Raw genomic sequence first — 18,059 nt, forward strand, 5'->3', positions numbered from 1 at the left:
TATATAGTTAATTGGTTAAAAACTTATGCTATTAACGCAAAAGTTAATGGTTTTATTGTAGGAATTTCTGGCGGAATTGATTCGGCAGTTACCTCAACACTTTGTGCGCAAACTGGTTTACCAACATTATGTATAGAAATGCCTATACACCAATCACAAAGCCAAGTAAATAGAGGAATCGAACATATTGAACAATTAAAATCACGTTTTAAAAATGTTAGTAATGTTGTGGCAGATTTAACCCCAATTTATGAATCATTTAAAAATGAAGTGCCAAAAAGTGAAAATGAAATTAAATATAATTTATCGTTAGCCAATACAAGAGCAAGATTAAGAATGACAACATTGTACTATTTTGCTGGCATTCATGGCTATTTAGTTGCTGGAACAGGAAATAAAGTTGAAGATTTTGGTGTTGGTTTTTACACAAAATATGGCGATGGCGGTGTAGATTTGAGTCCGATTGCTGATTTAATGAAAAGTGATGTTTATGCGCTTGGTGACTATTTAAAAATTCCAGATTCTATATTAGTTGCAGCACCAACTGATGGTTTATTTGGAGATAATAGAACAGATGAAGATCAACTTGGTGCTAGTTATGAAGAGTTAGAGTGGGCAATGCTTGAAGATGAAAAAGGAAGTTTAACTGTTGACTATTCTGACAGAAAAAAAGTTGTTTTTGAAATCTATAAAAGATTAAATTTTGTAAACAAACATAAGATGTTAGCTATTCCTGTTTGTAACATTCCAAAATCTTACAAATATTAAATTAACAATTATTTATTGTTATTTCTATTTTTTCACTAACTTTACGAGTATTTTGAATCCTAAAAAATTAAAATTATGATAAATGTTTGTCTTGCCGATAATTACCCAGTGGTACATTATGGCGTAAAATCATATTTTAAAGACCATCCAGAAATTAGTGTGGTTTCTAATGTTGGGAGTTTTTACATGGTGCCAGATGCATTAAGAAACAAGGAAATTAATGTTTTAGTTATTGACCTTGAACTTGATGGATTAAAAAGCATCTATGAATTGAAAGCTATCGTTAAGAATTTTCCAACTACAAAAGTGTTGATTTTTACAAATTTGAATGAGCAAATTTATGCTCCAAATGCTATAAAAGCTGGTATTGCTGGTTTTGTTCACAAGTCTGCAAAACTGGAAACTCTTGGTACATCAATTATAAGAGTCCATCAAGGAATCATTATGTTGAGTGATAGTATAAAGAAAAGTTTAGCTCTTATTTCTAAGCAAAATAAAAGTGAACGATTGTATAGAAAACTATCTAATAGAGAAATTGAGGTTCTTCGTTACCTAAGCGATGGAAAGAAAAATAATGAAATTTCTAAAGTTTTGGGCTTGAATGAAAAAACTATTTCTACTTACAAATTGCGTCTTTTGCAAAAATTAAATGTAACAAATCTTGTAGATTTAGTTAATAAAGCAAAAACATTGGATATTGTTTAAAAAAAAATCTAAGTTTTTAAATTCCAAATTCCAATTTTAATGATTGGAATTTGGAATTTTTTTTTTGGAATTTTCTAATTATGTCTAGAAATTACTCTTCCAAGTTTTTTAGAAAACATGTTGGTAAGCTCATTGTAATCTCTAACTCCAGATAAAACTTCGCTATTGTCTACTTCTATTTCATTAGAAAGTGAAGATTGTAATTCTTTAATAATTTTACTAACCAATAACCATCTTAAAGATAAAATGGTTTCAGAAACATATTGACTTATTGTTTTGTCTTTTGCTTTTACAAAGATGTTTTTAGCTTCCCAATTATCTAAAGAATATCTTTCGTCATTCATTAAAATAGAAGTTACTTCTTGTGATGATTCTGGAGTTAATTGTGATAAATATTTTTCAATTTCAAATGTTTCATTAAGATTAAAATAATTTATTAATTCATTATAAATGCTTTTGAATAAAGGATTTGCAAGTTCGGTTTCGTCTTCTTGTAAACTCAAAAAAATACGTTGATATACTTTGTATTTCTTCATGAGTTTTTCTTCTATCATTTCGCCTTTTTCATTGGTTTTTAGCAAAATGTCTTCGAATTCTTCTTCAACATTTCCGTAAATAAGTAGAATTTCTATGATTTTATGTTCGAGTTCATATTGAATATCTATCGTTGGAGCAACTATTGGATTTTCGTTTTTATGAACTTCAAAAGCAGTTTGCACAGAAGTTTCGTTATTCTTTAGTTTTTTTCCTAATTCGTTTATATCTTTTTTTACAAGCTGCGCCAATGTATTAAAAAGAACTTCTTCAGAAATATCCATAATTCTGGACGTTTCTTTTATGTAAACTTCACGTTTTATTCTATCTGGAATTTTAGAAATACTGGCAACCATATCTCTAATTAAATCGGCTTTTTTTATTGGATCATTTTTGGCATCTTTCATTAAAAGTGATGCTTTAAACTGAATAAAATCCATTGCATTTTCATCTAGATATGCAATTAAATCTTGCAATGGTGTTTTTTTGGCAAAACTATCTGGATCTTCACCATCTGGAAAAGTACAAACCTTAACGTTCATTCCTTCTTCTAGAATTAAATCGATTCCTCTAATTGAAGCTCGAAGTCCTGCAGCATCACCATCAAAGAGTACAGTTACGTTTTTTGTCAATCTGTTTATTAAACGAATTTGATCTGGCGTTAATGCAGTTCCTGATGAAGAAACTACGTTTTCGATTCCAGCTTGATGCATTTGAATTACATCGGTGTAACCTTCAACCAAAAAACAATTGTCTAATTTGGCAATGGCTTGTTTGGCATGAAAAATTCCATATAAAACTTTGCTTTTATGATATAAATCACTTTCTGGCGAGTTTAAATATTTGGCTGCTTTTTTATCTTGAGTTAAAATTCTACCTCCAAATCCCAAAACTCTTCCTGACATAGATTGAATTGGAAACATAACACGACCTTTAAACCTATCAAATTGTTTGTCTTCACCAACAATGGTTAATCCTGTTTTTTCTAGAAATTCTAATTTATATCCTTTTCCCAATGCTTCTTTGGTTAATGCGTCCCAAGTTGTTGGCGAATATCCTAAACTGAATTTTTTGATGGTTTCATTTGTAAAACCTCGTTCTTTAAAATAGGTTAAGGCAATTGCTTTTCCTTCTTCAGAATTTAAAAGTATGTCTTGAAAATAGTTACTTGCAAATTCTGAAACTAAAAACAAACTTTCTTTTTCGCTTGCAATTTCTTTTTCTTCATTTGACAATTCTGTTTCTTCAATTTCAATATTGTATTTTTTGGCTAAAAATCTAATTGCTTCTGGATAAGTAAACTGTGAATGTTCCATTATAAAAGCAACAGCATTACCACCTTTTCCTGAAGAAAAATCTTTCCAAATGCCTTTGGCAGGCGAAACCATAAACGATGGTGATCGTTCATCAGAAAACGGACTCAATCCTTTGAAGTTACTTCCAGCACGTTTTAATTGAACAAAATCGCCAATGACTTCTTCAACTCGAGCAGCTTCGTAAACTTTGTCTATGGTTTCTTTGGTTATCAAAAATTTTAGTTTAAAATTGTTTAAAGTTTAAGGGTTTAAAGTTACCAATTTTTAAATAAAAAAACCTACAAGGTTAATGAAAACCTTGCAGGTTGCAATATAAATAACCCAACAAGTTTTAATTAAAATCGAATCTTACTCCTACTGAAACATTATTTTGTTTTACAACATTGTTTTCGAACATTGGATTTAAATCATATTTTAGATACAAACTAGTTTCTTGAAAACCCAGATATGCACTAACTCCATAAATAAAATTATTAACATTGAAATCTCCTTTAGCTTTTAGTATAAAGTTTTGATCATCATCTTCAAATTTTTGAAATTGTTTAGACTTGATTCTTAATCCTGCATAACCTCCAAAACCTAAACGTACACTTTTGTGTGATTTAAATATTTGTTTATCATCTTTCATTTTTGTTTTAGAAAAGTCAAATTCTAAATGCAATGGTGCAACTAAATATACATTTCTAAAACGTGAATCTTTTAAATCTATAGTGCTTGTTTGTAAAACGGTTTGGTCGCCAGTTTTTACAAAAATTCTATTATCTGTTGGACGCAAATTATTATACATCAATGACAAACCATATTTTAAATGTAAAAGATTATTTTTTTCTAATATTCTAGTGTTAAAAGTTGTTCCCCATTCGTAAAAATGTGATCCTAAATATCTAAAATCTGAATTGGTAGCTTTTCCATCTGTTACTAAATTATTTAATCCTGTAGCAAAAACAAATTGCGAAGTGGTTCTTTTTTCAGAAACATTTGCCAATGAATCTCTGTATTTTTGATGTTTTTCTTTGTTTTCTCCTGTTGATTTAGAAAAAACAAAAATTTGATTTGGTTTGTAACTTTCTTCTAGTTTTCCGTCAACTTTTTCTTGAACTAGACTTCTTAATTCTTCTTGAAGTGCTGCTACTTTGTTTTCGATGTTGGTTGCTCTCACTTTAGCAAGTTGTTGCTTGCTATTATCGGCTTGCTCGGTAGTGATTTTTCCTTTATCTAGTTGAACATTAACTTCTTCTACTTCTTTTTTTAATGCTTCTTTCTCGTTTTTAGTAATAGTTTCAATTTTTATTGCTATTGCTTTTGCTCTTGCTTCAAATGTGGTTTCTTGTGCTATCATTTTGCTTGCAAAAAGCAATAGAATTAGTGCTAAGTAAATTGTTAAATTCCTCATTGTGTTTGATTTTTAAATGATTAATGATTGTTATTCTTGATTTCTTGTAGCCAATGCTACTTTTACTTCTCGGTAATTTTTGTTGATTTTTTTAATTACTTTTTCTCTAAAAGTTTGATTTAATTCTCCGTCGACTTGAGAAAGCAAACTGTTTGGATTAACTGTAATTGTTGCTTTTCTTTCTGTTTTTTTAGTACTTTCTACTGTTGATAATAAATCATCAACATTAACTACAATTGGCTTTGAAATAATAATTTTTTCTTGAGTTGAAAAATAATGCAAGTCTTTCTGAGCTATTATTTCATTAGTTTGAAATTCGATTTCTTTTTCATAATTAATGATTGGATTAACTATTGTTTTTTGATTGATGATTAATTGATTGGTTTTTTCAGTTTGATGTTTTTGGCTTGTAGATTGAACTAATTGTTGTTTCTCTTGAATAGTACCTTTATTATTATTATTAAACTTTTCTTCTATTGGATGCGTTTTTTTAAATACAGAATCTTTTACAATTTCTTTGGTTACAATTGTATCATCTGTTGAAATACTTGTTTTTTCTTGATTTAAGAAAAACAAACCAAGTGATATAAATACCAAAATGCTTGCAGCAATTCCAATAAATTGAAATGACAGAAAAGAAAAACGTTTTGTTTTTTTTTCTTCGGCAACAGATAACATTGCATCTAATCTATCCCAAGCCATTTCGGTTGGTTTTATTTCTCGAGAATTTAATTTCTCTTTTATTTGATGTTCTAATTTATTGAGTGCCATTTGTGTAATTTTTTAACTTGTTTACTTGTTCTTGCAACATTTTTCGAGCATGTGATAATTGGGATTTTGATGTTCCTTCATTAATTCCTAACATTGTTGCAATTTCTTGATGCTTAAATCCTTCTATACAATATAAATTGAAAACCATTTTATATCCATCTGGTAAATTATCAATTAAAAACTGAATTTCATCAACAGAAAACTGGCTTTCAATATTATTAAATCGTTCTTCAAAAAAATCTTCATCTTCAATAAACTTAACTTTCTTTTGAACTCTAATAAAAGAGATACATTCGTTTATCATTATTCTTCTAATCCAACCTTCGAAACTGCCTTTGTGTTCAAAATTTTTTAAATTGGTAAACACTTTCATAAAAGCAGTAATCATAATGTCTTCGGCTTCGTGGATATCTTTAATGTATTGGCGGCAAACACTTAACATTTTTGGAGAAAATTTAGAATAAATCTTATGTTGTGCATGACGATTATTCTCGACAGCCAGTTCGATTAATTCTTTTTCTTCTTGATGTAAGTTGATTACTTTCATGACTCAGTGTTCAGTATTCAGTTTTTAGTGTTCAGTTATTCGCATTAAAAACGGTCTTCTATTAGCATAGACGATTGTAGTTGTAAAATGGTTGCATGAATTGGTAAAAATAAATAAAAATATTTTTAATTAATTGAATTGCAACGATTTAAAATATAATTATTTTAAAAATTATTTTGTGAGATTCCTACGGAATGACAAACTATGTGTATAAACTAGGTAAAACCGAATACTAAAAACTGAATACTATTTCTTTCTTTCAATAACGTAGTTTACCATCAATATCAAACTATCTTTATAAGTAGAATTTGGAAAATCTTGAATTAAAGTTAATGCTTCTTGCTGAAACTGAATCATTTTATTTTCGGCATACGAAAGTCCGTTTTTGTCTTTAACAAATTGAATAACTTCTTTGACACGTTTTTTGTCTTTGTTGTGATTTTTGATAGAATTGATGCACCAACTTTTTTCTTTGGCAGAACAATTATTCAATGCATATATCAACGGAAGTGTCATTTTTTGTTCTTTGATGTCAATTCCTGTTGGTTTACCAATTGCTTCATCTGTATAATCAAATAAATCATCTTTTATTTGAAAAGACATTCCAATTAGTTCACCAAATTTTCGCATAGTTTCAACTTTTACTTCATCATTAGAAACCGATTTTGCTCCAAGTGCACAACAAGCAGCAATTAAAGTTGCTGTTTTTTGTCGAATAATTTCATAATAAATTTCTTCGGTGATATCAAGTTTTCTGGCTTTTTCTATTTGAAGTAATTCGCCTTCACTCATTTCTCTTACGGCAACTGATATAATTTTCAGCAAATCAAAATCGCCATAATCAATAGAAAGCAACAATCCTTTAGACAACAAATAATCACCAACAAGAACTGCAATTTTGTTTTTCCAGAGTGCATTTATTGAGAAAAAACCTCTTCTGCGATTACTATCATCTACAACATCATCATGAACTAAAGTTGCAGTATGTATCAGTTCAATAACACAAGCACCACGATAAGTTCTTTCGTCTACATGTCCATCAGAGAGCATTTTGGCGGTAAGAAAAACAAACATTGGTCGCATTTGTTTTCCTTTTCTGTTTACAATATAATAGGTAATTCGATTTAAAAGTGCTATTTTTGATGACATTGATTGATAGAACTTTTTTTCAAAAAGCTCCATTTCAAGAAGAATGGGTTGTTTTATTTGCGAAATAATATTCATTGGTTTCAAAGATACAACATTGACTATTTTGAAAAAAAATAATTTCAATTAAACCTTTTCGTTTTATGATAGTCTTAACATTAAACTAAAAACTTTAAAAATATGAAAACAACAAAATTTATCTTAGCATTAGCATTTGTTTTTTTAACATTTAGCTGTAATAAAGAAGACAATAACGGTTCGACAATTTCTTCAAATGAAGTGGCTATGAACGCAAAAATGGACATTGCAAATGATGATGTTTCTAAAATTGTAGAAGATCAACTTACAACTAGTGATGGTATTTCTGGAAAACTTGTGCCAGCAACTTCTCTATTTTTACCAGATTGCGCAACTGTTACAAGAGTTCCAGACTTTGGAACTGTTATCACTCCTGGAACATTAATTACTAAAACAATTGATTTTGGAACAACTGGTTGTGCGCTTCCAAACGGAAATGTTTTAAAAGGAATTATTGTTATTACATTTACTTATCAACCAGATGCAACATCGCATACAGTTACTTATACTTTCAACAACTTTTTTCATAACGCAATTGAATTTGATGGCACAAAAACTTTTACTAGAGTTATGGCAACAAGTGCTGCAAACCCAAATATTCATCCAATTGTAACTATGAATATGGATATGACAGCAACTTTTCCTGGTGGCGAAGTTGTAACAAGAGTTGGAACGAGAGTAAGAGAGATTATTGAAGGTTACTCTACTGCAATTTGGTTGGATAATATTTATGAAGTTACAGGAAGTTGGGTTACTACTTTTCCGAGTGGTTCGGTTCAAACTAGTACAATTACAACACCTTTAAGAATAAGAATGAATTGTCCAAATATTGTGAGAGGAATTATTACAATTGTTAGAAATAGCAATACTGCAACTTTAGATTATGGAGTTGGAGAATGTGATAATATTGCATTGTTAACTTTAAACGGAACAACTACAACAATTATTTTAGGGAATTAATTTCTTTAAAAGAAATAAAAATGGCACTACATATTATAATTGTAGCGCCATTTTTTTTATGATTTATTTGCAAGTTGACCACAAGCAGCATCAATATCTTTGCCTCGACTTCTTCTTACTTTTACAACAATACCAACTTTTTGTAATTCAGAAATATATAAATTTACAGCTTCTTCTGATGCTTGTTGAAACTCACCATCATCTATTGGATTATATTCTATTAAATTGACTTTGCAAGGAACATATTTACAAAATTTTACAAGTGCTGCAACTGCATCTTTATTGTCGTTTATTCCTTTCCAAACTACATATTCATAAGAAACTTTGCTTTTGGTTTTTTGATACCAATATTCTAACGATTCTCTTAAATCTTTTAAAGGAAAATTGGATGAAAAAGGCATGATTTTAGCTCTAACCTCATCAATTGCTGAATGTAATGAAACTGCCAATTTAAATTTTACATCATCATCTGCCATTTTTTTAATCATTTTTGGAATTCCAGATGTAGAAACCATAATTCGTTTTGGCGACATTCCCAAACCTTCGTTAGATGTTATCATATCAATTGCTTTGATAACATTGTTATAGTTCATTAATGGTTCTCCCATTCCCATAAAAACAATATTAGAAAGTGGTCGATTGTGGTACAATTTACTTTCTTTATCTATTGCAATAACTTGATCATAGATTTCTGCTGGCTCAAGATTTCTCATTCTTTTTAATCGTGCAGTTGCACAAAAATTGCAATCTAAACTACAGCCAACTTGGCTAGAAACACAAGCGGTAGTTCTAGTATTAGTTGGAATTAAAACCGACTCTACAACCAAACCATCATGAAGCCGAACTGCATTTTTTACAGTTCCATCTTCGCTTCGTTGCATTGTATCTACTTTTATATGATTGATTACAAAATTGGCTTCAAGCATTGCTCGAGTTTCTTTAGAAACATTAGTCATATCATCAAATGAATGTGATGCTTTGCTCCACAACCATTCATAAACTTGATTTCCTCTAAATGCTTTGTCACCATTTGCAACAAAAAAATCGCGCAATTGTTCTTTAGAAATGGCTCGAATGTCTTTTTTCTCAATCATGATGCAAAGGTAAAAACAATTTGTGGATTTTAATTTGCTAATCTTTTATTTATATTTTATGTTTACATAAAAGATTACTTAATGAAAACAACTTCTATCATTTGCTTTTTCTTATTCTACATCTGTTTGGGTTGTGCTAAAGAGCTTAATGGTTTTGGTGAAAAGGATTTTACTTGTAATAAATATGATGCTGTTAATGATGTAACTTATGTTAAAAATGGCTTTCATAATAAATCAATTAAAGTTAAAGGAATATGGAAAAAATACAACTGTACAAAATCAAGTAATTGTTACATCAATCATTGCCCAAAGATAATTGACAAAGATTCGACAAAATTAGAACTATTAATAATGGAGCGAAATGATATAAACAATATAAACAACGAAGATATTAGAAAAAAATATAATTCATATATTACAAATTTAAAACAAAAAAATATTAAAGTAAATTTATTGTATACAGATCTTGAGGATTCTTACTATGTTTTAAAAGTTTTTCAACACAATAGAGAACGTATTATATTTATGGGTATAAAAAACAAAATGTATAATGAGTATTGTGTTTATAATTTTAAAAATAGTGATTCAAAAATTGTATCTTTTTTAATTGAAATTTTTTATTCTAATTAAAAATTATGAAAAAAAGTAGTGTTATTATATTTATTTTATTATCAAATTTTTGTTTTGCACAAAGTGATTATATTGTTGTTGAAAAAAAAGTTGAAGATTTAAGTTATTATAATGATGAAAATGTTAAGTCATATGATTCTATAAAAAACATAACAACTGTCAATATATATAATGTAGGAACAATTTTTTTAATTGGTAAATGGAACGATTTTAATAAACAAAAGTACCTAGAGGAAAGATTAATTACGCATTGTCCTGTTTTAATAAATGAAAATAATTTTATTTTAGAAATTGGAATTTTTGACCAAGAAATTAATCAAATTCTTACTGGAAGGATAAATTTTAAAAAATATAACTTTGCTTTTTTAAGACAGAATAAAAGAATGAAATCCAAAATATTGACATCAGTTTTCAATAAAGAAAAAAACTATTATTTACATAAAATCAAACATCGTTCTTTATATAATGATGCTAGTTTCTTTACAAGTTATCATTTAATTGGAAAAAAAGGTAAAGATTTTTACAGAATGGTTTTATACAACAATGACGAAACCAACTTTGAAAATTTCGAAGAGTTTTTAATCAATACCTACAACAACAATTAAATCAATGAGAAAAATACTTTTTTTATTTGTGATAATTATTCATTATCAGTGTTTTAGCCAAGAACTTGAGTCCAAAAAAATAGCTGAAGTTGTAAGTAAAAGTTCAAACTCAAGTTTTAATGGTTACAATCCAAAAAGCAATATTACAGAAATAATTAATTTTGATAATCAAATATTAAATTTAATTGGCAAATGGGAATATCTTGACTTAAAAAAATATAAATATGAAGCAGTAGTTACTCATTGTCGTACTTATATGAGTGATGATAAACGTGTTTTAGAGTTTCGTAAAGTAGATAAAGAATCGCTCGAGAAAAAAATTAGAAATTTAACATTTCAAGAAAGAGGTGAGAAATTTGTAGACTTTTATACCAAAATAAAAAAAGTTATATTTATTAATTCAATTTATAACGCCGAAAAAAAATATTATCTATACAAATTAAAATTTACATCTAGTTTTGATGTAAATAGAAAATTCATATGTTATTACTTATTTGGAGAAAAAAATAATTTTTCTTATTACTTAGCACTTTATTTTTTTGACGAAGAAAATGATGAACAACACAATCAATTTTTAATCAATACTTACAACAACAATTAACCATGCATTTCCTATCCGAAGATTTAGAAAATTATATTGAGCAACATTCTGAAAACGAACCAGAATTACTGGCACAATTAAATAAAGAAACTTATCAAAAGGTATTGCTTCCGAGGATGTTAAGTGGTCATTTTCAAGGTAGGGTTTTAAGTATGTTATCTAAATTAATTCAACCTAAAAACATATTAGAAATTGGAACTTACACTGGTTACTCAGCATTGTGTTTGTGTGAAGGAATGAAAGAAAATGGAGTTTTACACACTATAGATATTAAAGAAGAATTGGTTGATTTTCAACGAAAATATTTTGATAAATCACCTTGGAGTAATCAAATTGTGCAACATCTTGGCGATGCTTTAAATATTATTCCGAATATTGATATAAAATTTGATTTGGTATTTATTGATGCTGATAAAGAAAATTACATCAACTATTTTAATATGATTGTTCCAAAAATGAATATTGGTGGTGTTATACTTTCTGACAATGTGCTTTGGAGTGGAAAAGTATTAGAAGAAGTAAACCCTAACGATACTTCAACAGCAATTTTAATTGAATATAATTTACTTTTAAAAAATGATTCAAGAGTAGAAACGGTTTTGTTACCAATTCGTGATGGATTGACTATAAGTCGAGTTCTTTAAGAGCAAAATTATTTAGGTAAAGTTGGTATAATTTATAGAAAATAAATCCAATAATTGCACCAAAAACATAACCCGAAATAATATCTAAAGGAAAATGTAAACCTAGATAAATTCTACTATAAGCAAAGATTAAAGGAAATAAAAATAATAAAAAAGTATATTTATACTGTTTTCTAATAATTAAGAATACAAACATGGCTGTTGCCATAGAATTAGTCGCGTGACCCGAAAAATAACTAAAGGTTTTACTGCTTTTTACAATTCTAATAACGGTGTTAATTTCTAAGTCATTACATGGTCTTAATCTTTTAAAACTGTTTTTAAAAAGATTTGCTGTTTGGTCACAAATAAGTATCAAAACAGCAATAAATATAATTGAAATCAACAAGTTTTTTAAACCAATTTTTTTATACATTAAATAAAAAACCAGTAAAAATATTGGAGTCCAATATATTTGTCTAGTAATAATTAACCAAAATCCGTCATAGGTTGGCGAACCCAAACCGTTTAGAAAAACCAATAATTCCTTATCAAGATTAATTATTTTTTCGAGCATTACATTTGGCGTTTTATTGGACCTGTTAAATCGTCAATATCTTCTTTAATTTTGTCTAAAGGATTGGATATGTTAGCATTTAAACTTCCTTTTACACTATCTATTTCAGAATTAAAAACATTGGTTAAATCTTTCATAGATGTGTCAATGCCGTTAGCTTCGGCACTTTTAGTAATTTCGCTTTTTATTTCGTTGGTTGCATTTTTTAGTTGCGCCATACCTTTTCCTAAGTTACGTGCTATAACTGGAATTTTATCTGAACCAAACAGCATTAGAGCTATAAAAATTATAAAAATCAATTCTCCTCCACCAATTCCAAACATAATTTTTTAATTTAAAGTGCAAAGTTACTAATCAAATTTAGATTTTACTTCTTGTTTTGGCCAAGTATTGTTAGTTGTATCAACATCGGCAGTTTCTTGTTTTGGATCAATTACAATTTTTATAACTTCTTTATCTGTTGCAAAAGTTCTATTGGCTTCTTTGTCGTTCATTCTCCATATTTGAGCTGGAAAATGATGAGTTTCTGTAGTTCCATCTTCAAATGTTAGTTCAACAATTATTGGCATTACTAATTCTCCTGGTTTATCAAATGTTACTTGATAAAAATATTTAGGCGATTTTAATTTTGCTCTTTCTTCTGTCGAAAAATTTTGTTGAATATAATCTTCTAATGCTTTAGAGTTTTTAATATCAAATGGTTTGTTTAAATCTGCTTTAAAACTTTCACTTCCTTCGGCAACCATATAAACCATTGCTCCTTCTATTCTATTACGTCTTCTTCTGGTTTTTAAAAAGTTGTCGGTTTCTTTAGAAGGTTCATTGCTTACAAAATATTTTTTTACTTCTTTTATTCCGATATCATTATAATCTGTTGTATAAAACCAACCTCTCCAATACCAATCTAAATCAAATGCTGATGCATCTTCCATAGTTCTAAAAAAATCTTCTGGTGTTGGATGTTTAAATTTCCATCTGTTAGCATATGTTTTAAATGCATAATCAAACTTTTCTCTTCCAATAACAGTTTCGCGAAGAATATTTAAAGCAGCAGCTGGTTTTCCGTAGGCATTATTTCCAAACTGGCGAATACTTTCAGAGTTTGACATTATTGGTTCTAATCCTTTTTGATCACCACTCATGTATGGAACAATTAAATTTGCAGGACCACGATCTGCAGGAAAATCTTTGTCCCATTCTTTCAAAGCCATATATTCCATAAAAGAATTTAATCCTTCATCCATCCAAGTCCATTGGCGCTCATCAGAATTTACTATCATAGGAAAATAATTATGTCCAACTTCATGAACAATAACGCTAATCATTCCGTTTTTTACTCTATCAGTATATTTCCCATCGGCATCTGGTCTTCCCCAATTCCAGCAAATCATTGGATATTCCATTCCTTGATCTTCTGCATTTATAGATATTGCTTTTGGATATGGATAGTCAAATGTGTGTGATGAATAACTTTTTAAAGTATGAGCAACTGCTCTTGTTGAATATTCACCCCAAAGCGGATTTCCTTCTTTTGGATATAATGAAATTGCCATTGTGTTTCTTGTAGGTAATTTTACAGCCATTGCATCATACATGAATTTTCTTGATGTTGAAATTCCAAAATCACGAACATTTGTTGCATTAAATTTCCAAGTTTTTTTCTTGTCAGAAAATCCTTTTTCACTTGCTTCTGCTTCTGCTTGTGTAACAACTATAACTGGATTATCAAAAGTTTTTTCAGCCAACGTATAACGTGCTAACTGTGCTGCAGAAAAAACTTCACTCCTATTTAATAAATCTCCGGTAGCTTCAAGAATATGATCTGCAGGAACTGTAATATTTACTTGAAAATCGCCAAATGCAAGTGCAAATTCGCCAGAACCCCAAAATTGCATGTTTTGCCAACCTTCAACATCATTATAAACTGCCATTCTTGGATAAAATTGTGCAATTACATACAAACGATTTCCATCTTCAAATTGCTCATAACCAGATCTTCCACCATCAAGACGATAATTATTTATATTATACCACCATTTTATTGAAAATGTAATTTTTTCGTTGTGTTTTAATGGCGTTGCAAGTTCAATACGCATCATTGTTTGGTTGATAGAATATTGAATTGGTTTTCCCAAAGCATCTTTAACATAGTCTATATTAAAACCTCCATCAAAATCTTCTTCAAGATATTTTCTAGAAAAACCTTTCGGGCTTGATGCCGGATCAGTAACATTGTTTTCTACTAATGGCGAAAGTGATTTTCTTGATTGTTGATTTTGGTCTAATTGCATCCAAAGATAATCCAATGATTCTTTAGCATTATTAGTGTAAGTCACGGTTTCTTGTCCGTAAAGTTTTGTGTTTTTATCGTCGAGTTCTATGTCTATTTTGTAATCTGCTTTTTGCTGATAATATTCTGGTCCAGGCGCACCAGATGCAGTTCTATACATATTTGGTGTTGCCAACAAATCGTACATTTGTTTAAATTTATCAGTATTTTTTTCACTCTTTGGAGTTGGTTTTTGAACTTCTTGTGCAAAAACAACACAAGGTATTACAAGTAATAAATTAAGAATCTGCTTCATATCTAAAAGTTATTTAAAGCAATAAAAGTAATTGTTTTTTATAGAGCTTTTTACATTTAAATTTATTTTAACATTCCTTTAATGTTTTCATTTGTCAAGAGCAAACTATGTTTTTCTCCATTAAAAGTAGATTGAATGATATTTTGTTGCTCTGAGTTTAATTCCATAAGACAATCATTGGTAACTTCTAACGAGGTAACTTTAGAAACATCTTTAATATTAAAATAACAAATCAATATGTTGGCTTCTAATTCTTTACCTAAATAAGTAAGTGGTTTTGAAACTCCATTTACTTTAATTGAAAATTTATCGGCGAAGTATTTCTTTAATAAATTTAGATCTTCTGTCGATTCATTTTCTTCTCCAATATGTGTTTTTTTATGAAATTTTTTTTCCAAAGCATCATTTACATCATCAATAAAAAGACGTGATGTTACTTGAATCATTTTCTTTTTAGATTCATAGTTTATTTGATAAATTGATACATAAAATTTATGTGTTGTCATAGATGATAAACTGACAAACAAAATAAATAAAAATATATTTCTCACTAATTTATTCATTTTTCAAATATATAAAATTAATCACTTTTTAAGCGTGTTAAGTATTCTGTTGCTGCTTCTGCCATTAAAAAACTAGCCAAAGTTTTATTTTTATTATTAATTGCGGCTGTAATTTTAGCATCTTCAACCAAATAATATTTAAATCCATTAATATAATCTGTTGGAATTTTCAATTTTTCTGTAAAATATTTATCATCAAACCATAAATTTATTTTTTCTAATACAAATCCTTTTCTTTCTAAAACTAATGCTTTTTTTAGCATTAAAGTTCTTCCTGAAATTCCATTTAACAAACCATCAATACTCATTCCGCCTAATGGAATTAATAAAGGACTATACCAATGTAATTCTTCGGCTGTTCTTAATTTTCGTTCAGCAGGTGTATATTTTTTTTGATTTTTCGAAACCAAACCTAATGAAACCGAATTTATGTTTCCAAATTCATTAATTTTTACTTCATCCAATTGTCGAATCTTAGTTTGAAGTTTTACAGTAAAAATTTTTCTTTCAAAATCTTCTTTCTTGAGTTTAATTTTATAATCATTAAATTGAACTGCTCTAAAAAGTAAACTATCGCCAACTGCAACTTTTATTTCAAAATTGCCATCATAATCACTTGTAATTGTAGCATAATTTGTAGTAAGATTAATTACATTAATACCTTGCAAATCATCATAGTTTGATACTACTTTACCTTTCAAAAAAAATTGTTTGTTCTGTGCTTGAACAAAATTTATTGTTAAAAAAAAAAGAATAAATAGTTTGTAATTTTTTGGCATTGAATCAATTGTTTGATGTAAAAGTATTTTATTGTCTTCTAAAAAATTAGCCAATACAATTGTAAATTTATGTTAATTATTAATTTGTAAATTTGATGAAAAATTAAATCTGATATTAAAATTAACATTGCATTAAATGAAAAACCTAATTATAGCAAGCACTTCAACACTTCATGGTGGCGAATATTTAGATTATTTACTTCCAGTTTTAAACAATCATTTTGCCAATTGTAAAACAATAGTTTTTATTCCTTATGCTCAACCTGGAGGAATGAGTTATGATGATTATACCGATAGAGTTGCTGTTGCTTTTTCTAAAATAAATAAAAAAATTGTTGGTTTGCACACATTTGAAACTTCTAAAGAAGGTATAGAAAATGCCGAAGCAATTTTTGTTGGTGGTGGAAACACTTTTTTATTAGTTTCAAAATTATATGAAAATAATGTGATGGAAGTTTTAGCAAAAACAATAGAAAACGGAACTCCTTATTTGGGTTGTAGTGCCGGAAGCAATATTACAGGCGTTTCAATGCAAACCACAAATGATATGCCTATTGTTTATCCTCCAAGTTTTAAAACTTTGGGTGCAATTTCATTTAATTTAAATCCACATTATCTTGATGCCGATTTGCAAAGCAAGCACATGGGCGAAACTCGTGAAACTAGAATAAAAGAATTTCATGCTTTTAATTCGATACCAGTATTGGGATTGCGTGAAGGAAGTTGGCTAGAAGTAAAAGGAACTAAAATTGTTTTAAAAGGAAGATTGTCTGCAAGATTATTTATACAAAACCAAATACCCAAAGAAATAGCAACCGAAACAGATTTGAGTTTTTTGAAATAATATTAAAACAAAAAATCCTAAAACAACTAAGTTTTAGGATTTTTTAAAGAGCGAAAGACGAGGCTCGAACTCGCGACAACCAGCTTGGAAGGCTAAAAAATAAGAAATGTACTACACTGAAAATCAATTACTCTTATTTATTTTCAATTATTTAAGTAAAAAACAAGTAAAAAAACTATTTAAACCGTTGTGTGTAATTATTAGTATAGTAAATGAAATCCTCTTAAAATATGGTGAAATTATCTGCTATAAATTATTATTGGATAAAATTTAAACAGGCTTTAAGTTAGTATATCATCACTTTTTTTTGATACAAAAAATTGGTAAAAAAAATGTAATTGCTATTATTGTGAACAACAATCCTCCAATTGCACCTATAGCTAAAGCAAACCAAAAAACTTCACTCTGACCATTAATTACAAAAGGTAGAAAACCAAAAATCGTAGACAATACGGTCATCCCGATAGGGATAATTTTATTTTTGTAAGCTAAAATAAAAACTTGTACTACATTCAATTCTATTTTTTCTTTTTTTATATAATTAAATTCGTTCAACAAAAATATTGAAGAATTTACAGATATTCCAGACAATAACACAAAGCTTGCAAAGCCACCTTGATCAAAATTAAAATCAAACAAATAAAATATTACAAAAATTCCTATAAAGGAAATAGGTATAACACTTAAAATTATTAATGGCTGAGTTAAACTTTCAAACAAAATAGAACAAATAAAATAAATCAAGACTATAATTAAAAATAACAAATAAATATAGTTACTCTTTTTCTCTTCATTAAAGTCCCAAAGATTAGTTTCTTTCTCAAATTTATAACCTAAAGGCAATTTTAGCTTTAATTCATTTAAGTTTTTTTCTAAAAAAGCATTGCCAAATTTAAAATTACCTGCATACTGAAATGCTACAATTCTGACGTACTCTTGA

The 18,059-nt window shown here is 28.3% G+C and carries 20 protein-coding genes; 8 read left to right on the top strand and 12 right to left on the bottom strand.

Features of this window, described 5'->3' with window-relative positions; translation table 11 throughout:
- The coding region (nadE, locus tag ACH2BO_RS10115) for an NAD(+) synthase (protein WP_395044623.1) at nucleotides 1-768 on the top strand (768 nt) is incomplete at its 5' end.
- Nucleotides 769-843: 75 nt separating this feature from the next.
- Nucleotides 844-1,473 carry a LuxR C-terminal-related transcriptional regulator gene (locus tag ACH2BO_RS10120; RefSeq protein WP_395044624.1) on the top strand — a complete coding sequence of 210 codons (630 nt, stop codon included), beginning with the start codon at nucleotides 844-846 and terminating at the stop codon, nucleotides 1,471-1,473.
- A 74-nt stretch (nucleotides 1,474-1,547) separates the two neighbouring features.
- Here the strand turns inward: ACH2BO_RS10120 and dnaG are convergent, their stop codons facing one another.
- The 5 genes from dnaG to ACH2BO_RS10145 all read right to left on the bottom strand — a co-directional run bounded on the left by dnaG (nucleotide 1,548) and on the right by ACH2BO_RS10145 (nucleotide 7,258).
- A complete protein-coding gene (dnaG, locus tag ACH2BO_RS10125; protein WP_395044625.1) occupies nucleotides 1,548-3,536 on the bottom strand; it encodes a DNA primase in 1,989 nt (662 codons plus the stop codon).
- A 118-nt stretch (nucleotides 3,537-3,654) separates the two neighbouring features.
- Nucleotides 3,655-4,716, bottom strand: a complete 1,062-nt coding sequence (locus ACH2BO_RS10130; protein WP_395044626.1) for a hypothetical protein — start codon at nucleotides 4,714-4,716, stop codon at nucleotides 3,655-3,657.
- Nucleotides 4,717-4,746: 30 nt separating this feature from the next.
- Complete coding sequence (locus ACH2BO_RS10135; protein WP_395044627.1) at nucleotides 4,747-5,487, bottom strand: hypothetical protein; 741 nt, start codon at nucleotides 5,485-5,487, stop codon at nucleotides 4,747-4,749.
- On the bottom strand, nucleotides 5,474-6,034 hold the full coding sequence (locus ACH2BO_RS10140; protein WP_395044628.1) for an RNA polymerase sigma factor: 561 nt from the start codon (nucleotides 6,032-6,034) through the stop codon (nucleotides 5,474-5,476). Before ACH2BO_RS10140 ends, ACH2BO_RS10135 begins: the two co-directional genes overlap by 14 nt.
- A 246-nt stretch (nucleotides 6,035-6,280) precedes the next feature.
- Complete coding sequence (locus ACH2BO_RS10145; protein WP_395044629.1) at nucleotides 6,281-7,258, bottom strand: polyprenyl synthetase family protein; 978 nt, start codon at nucleotides 7,256-7,258, stop codon at nucleotides 6,281-6,283.
- Between the two features lie 102 nt (nucleotides 7,259-7,360).
- Here ACH2BO_RS10145 and ACH2BO_RS10150 point away from each other — a divergent pair, with 102 nt between their 5' ends.
- Nucleotides 7,361-8,218, top strand: a complete 858-nt coding sequence (locus tag ACH2BO_RS10150; protein ID WP_395044630.1) for a hypothetical protein — start codon at nucleotides 7,361-7,363, stop codon at nucleotides 8,216-8,218.
- A 56-nt stretch (nucleotides 8,219-8,274) separates the two neighbouring features.
- Here the strand turns inward: ACH2BO_RS10150 and rlmN are convergent, their stop codons facing one another.
- On the bottom strand, nucleotides 8,275-9,315 hold the full coding sequence (gene rlmN, locus ACH2BO_RS10155; protein ID WP_395044641.1) for a 23S rRNA (adenine(2503)-C(2))-methyltransferase RlmN: 1,041 nt from the start codon (nucleotides 9,313-9,315) through the stop codon (nucleotides 8,275-8,277).
- Between the two features lie 78 nt (nucleotides 9,316-9,393).
- Between rlmN and ACH2BO_RS10160 the strand changes: the two genes are divergently transcribed.
- From ACH2BO_RS10160 to ACH2BO_RS10175, 4 genes are read left to right on the top strand one after another with little or no spacing between them, the layout of a single operon-like run.
- Nucleotides 9,394-9,942: a hypothetical protein gene (locus tag ACH2BO_RS10160; RefSeq protein ID WP_395044631.1), complete on the top strand. Its 549-nt coding sequence runs from the start codon at nucleotides 9,394-9,396 to the stop codon at nucleotides 9,940-9,942.
- 5 nt (nucleotides 9,943-9,947) lie between these two features.
- On the top strand, nucleotides 9,948-10,547 hold the full coding sequence (locus tag ACH2BO_RS10165; protein WP_395044632.1) for a hypothetical protein: 600 nt from the start codon (nucleotides 9,948-9,950) through the stop codon (nucleotides 10,545-10,547).
- Nucleotides 10,548-10,551: 4 nt separating this feature from the next.
- Entirely contained in the window at nucleotides 10,552-11,148 is a 597-nt protein-coding gene (locus ACH2BO_RS10170) for a hypothetical protein (protein ID WP_395044633.1), read from the top strand.
- Nucleotides 11,149-11,150: 2 nt separating this feature from the next.
- Nucleotides 11,151-11,792 (top strand): O-methyltransferase, encoded by a 642-nt coding sequence (locus ACH2BO_RS10175; RefSeq protein WP_395044634.1) that lies wholly within the window; start codon nucleotides 11,151-11,153, stop codon nucleotides 11,790-11,792.
- Here ACH2BO_RS10175 and ACH2BO_RS10180 read toward each other — a convergent pair.
- The 5 genes from ACH2BO_RS10180 to ACH2BO_RS10200 all read right to left on the bottom strand — a co-directional run bounded on the left by ACH2BO_RS10180 (nucleotide 11,773) and on the right by ACH2BO_RS10200 (nucleotide 16,197).
- Nucleotides 11,773-12,348 carry a phosphatase PAP2 family protein gene (locus ACH2BO_RS10180; protein WP_395044635.1) on the bottom strand — a complete coding sequence of 192 codons (576 nt, stop codon included), beginning with the start codon at nucleotides 12,346-12,348 and terminating at the stop codon, nucleotides 11,773-11,775. The genes ACH2BO_RS10175 and ACH2BO_RS10180 overlap by 20 nt on opposite strands.
- A complete protein-coding gene (locus tag ACH2BO_RS10185) occupies nucleotides 12,348-12,671 on the bottom strand; it encodes a twin-arginine translocase TatA/TatE family subunit (protein ID WP_395044636.1) in 324 nt (107 codons plus the stop codon). Before ACH2BO_RS10185 ends, ACH2BO_RS10180 begins: the two co-directional genes overlap by 1 nt.
- Nucleotides 12,672-12,698: 27 nt before the next feature.
- Nucleotides 12,699-14,933: a M1 family metallopeptidase gene (locus ACH2BO_RS10190; protein WP_395044637.1), complete on the bottom strand. Its 2,235-nt coding sequence runs from the start codon at nucleotides 14,931-14,933 to the stop codon at nucleotides 12,699-12,701.
- Nucleotides 14,934-14,995: 62 nt separating this feature from the next.
- Nucleotides 14,996-15,439 (bottom strand): DUF6702 family protein, encoded by a 444-nt coding sequence (locus tag ACH2BO_RS10195; protein WP_395044638.1) that lies wholly within the window; start codon nucleotides 15,437-15,439, stop codon nucleotides 14,996-14,998.
- Nucleotides 15,440-15,513: 74 nt separating this feature from the next.
- Complete coding sequence (locus tag ACH2BO_RS10200) at nucleotides 15,514-16,197, bottom strand: hypothetical protein (RefSeq protein ID WP_395044639.1); 684 nt, start codon at nucleotides 16,195-16,197, stop codon at nucleotides 15,514-15,516.
- Nucleotides 16,198-16,411: 214 nt separating this feature from the next.
- Here ACH2BO_RS10200 and pepE point away from each other — a divergent pair, with 214 nt between their 5' ends.
- On the top strand, nucleotides 16,412-17,119 hold the full coding sequence (pepE, locus tag ACH2BO_RS10205) for a dipeptidase PepE (protein WP_395044640.1): 708 nt from the start codon (nucleotides 16,412-16,414) through the stop codon (nucleotides 17,117-17,119).
- Nucleotides 17,120-17,416: 297 nt separating this feature from the next.
- Here pepE and ACH2BO_RS10210 read toward each other — a convergent pair whose 3' ends face one another.
- Nucleotides 17,417-18,043 (bottom strand): efflux RND transporter permease subunit, encoded by a 627-nt coding sequence (locus ACH2BO_RS10210; protein WP_395044642.1) that lies wholly within the window; start codon nucleotides 18,041-18,043, stop codon nucleotides 17,417-17,419.
- Between the last annotated feature and the right edge of the window lie 16 nt (nucleotides 18,044-18,059).

It is taken from the genome of Flavobacterium sp. (assembly GCF_043773265.1).
GTDB lineage: Bacteria > Bacteroidota > Bacteroidia > Flavobacteriales > Flavobacteriaceae > Flavobacterium.

Excerpts from the sequence above, each read along its gene's own strand:
- ACH2BO_RS10120 (WP_395044624.1), top strand. The coding sequence starts at position 844 with ATGATAAATGTTTGTCTTGCCGATAATTACCCAGTGGTACATTATGGC.
- ACH2BO_RS10130 (WP_395044626.1), bottom strand. The coding sequence starts at position 4,716 with ATGAGGAATTTAACAATTTACTTAGCACTAATTCTATTGCTTTTTGCA.
- ACH2BO_RS10135 (WP_395044627.1), bottom strand. The coding sequence starts at position 5,487 with ATGGCACTCAATAAATTAGAACATCAAATAAAAGAGAAATTAAATTCT.
- ACH2BO_RS10140 (WP_395044628.1), bottom strand. The coding sequence starts at position 6,034 with ATGAAAGTAATCAACTTACATCAAGAAGAAAAAGAATTAATCGAACTG.
- ACH2BO_RS10145 (WP_395044629.1), bottom strand. The coding sequence starts at position 7,258 with ATGAATATTATTTCGCAAATAAAACAACCCATTCTTCTTGAAATGGAG.
- ACH2BO_RS10150 (WP_395044630.1), top strand. The coding sequence starts at position 7,361 with ATGAAAACAACAAAATTTATCTTAGCATTAGCATTTGTTTTTTTAACA.
- ACH2BO_RS10160 (WP_395044631.1), top strand. The coding sequence starts at position 9,394 with ATGAAAACAACTTCTATCATTTGCTTTTTCTTATTCTACATCTGTTTG.
- ACH2BO_RS10165 (WP_395044632.1), top strand. The coding sequence starts at position 9,948 with ATGAAAAAAAGTAGTGTTATTATATTTATTTTATTATCAAATTTTTGT.
- ACH2BO_RS10170 (WP_395044633.1), top strand. The coding sequence starts at position 10,552 with ATGAGAAAAATACTTTTTTTATTTGTGATAATTATTCATTATCAGTGT.
- ACH2BO_RS10175 (WP_395044634.1), top strand. The coding sequence starts at position 11,151 with ATGCATTTCCTATCCGAAGATTTAGAAAATTATATTGAGCAACATTCT.
- ACH2BO_RS10180 (WP_395044635.1), bottom strand. The coding sequence starts at position 12,348 with ATGCTCGAAAAAATAATTAATCTTGATAAGGAATTATTGGTTTTTCTA.
- ACH2BO_RS10185 (WP_395044636.1), bottom strand. The coding sequence starts at position 12,671 with ATGTTTGGAATTGGTGGAGGAGAATTGATTTTTATAATTTTTATAGCT.
- ACH2BO_RS10190 (WP_395044637.1), bottom strand. The coding sequence starts at position 14,933 with ATGAAGCAGATTCTTAATTTATTACTTGTAATACCTTGTGTTGTTTTT.
- ACH2BO_RS10195 (WP_395044638.1), bottom strand. The coding sequence starts at position 15,439 with ATGACAACACATAAATTTTATGTATCAATTTATCAAATAAACTATGAA.
- pepE (WP_395044640.1), top strand. The coding sequence starts at position 16,412 with ATGAAAAACCTAATTATAGCAAGCACTTCAACACTTCATGGTGGCGAA.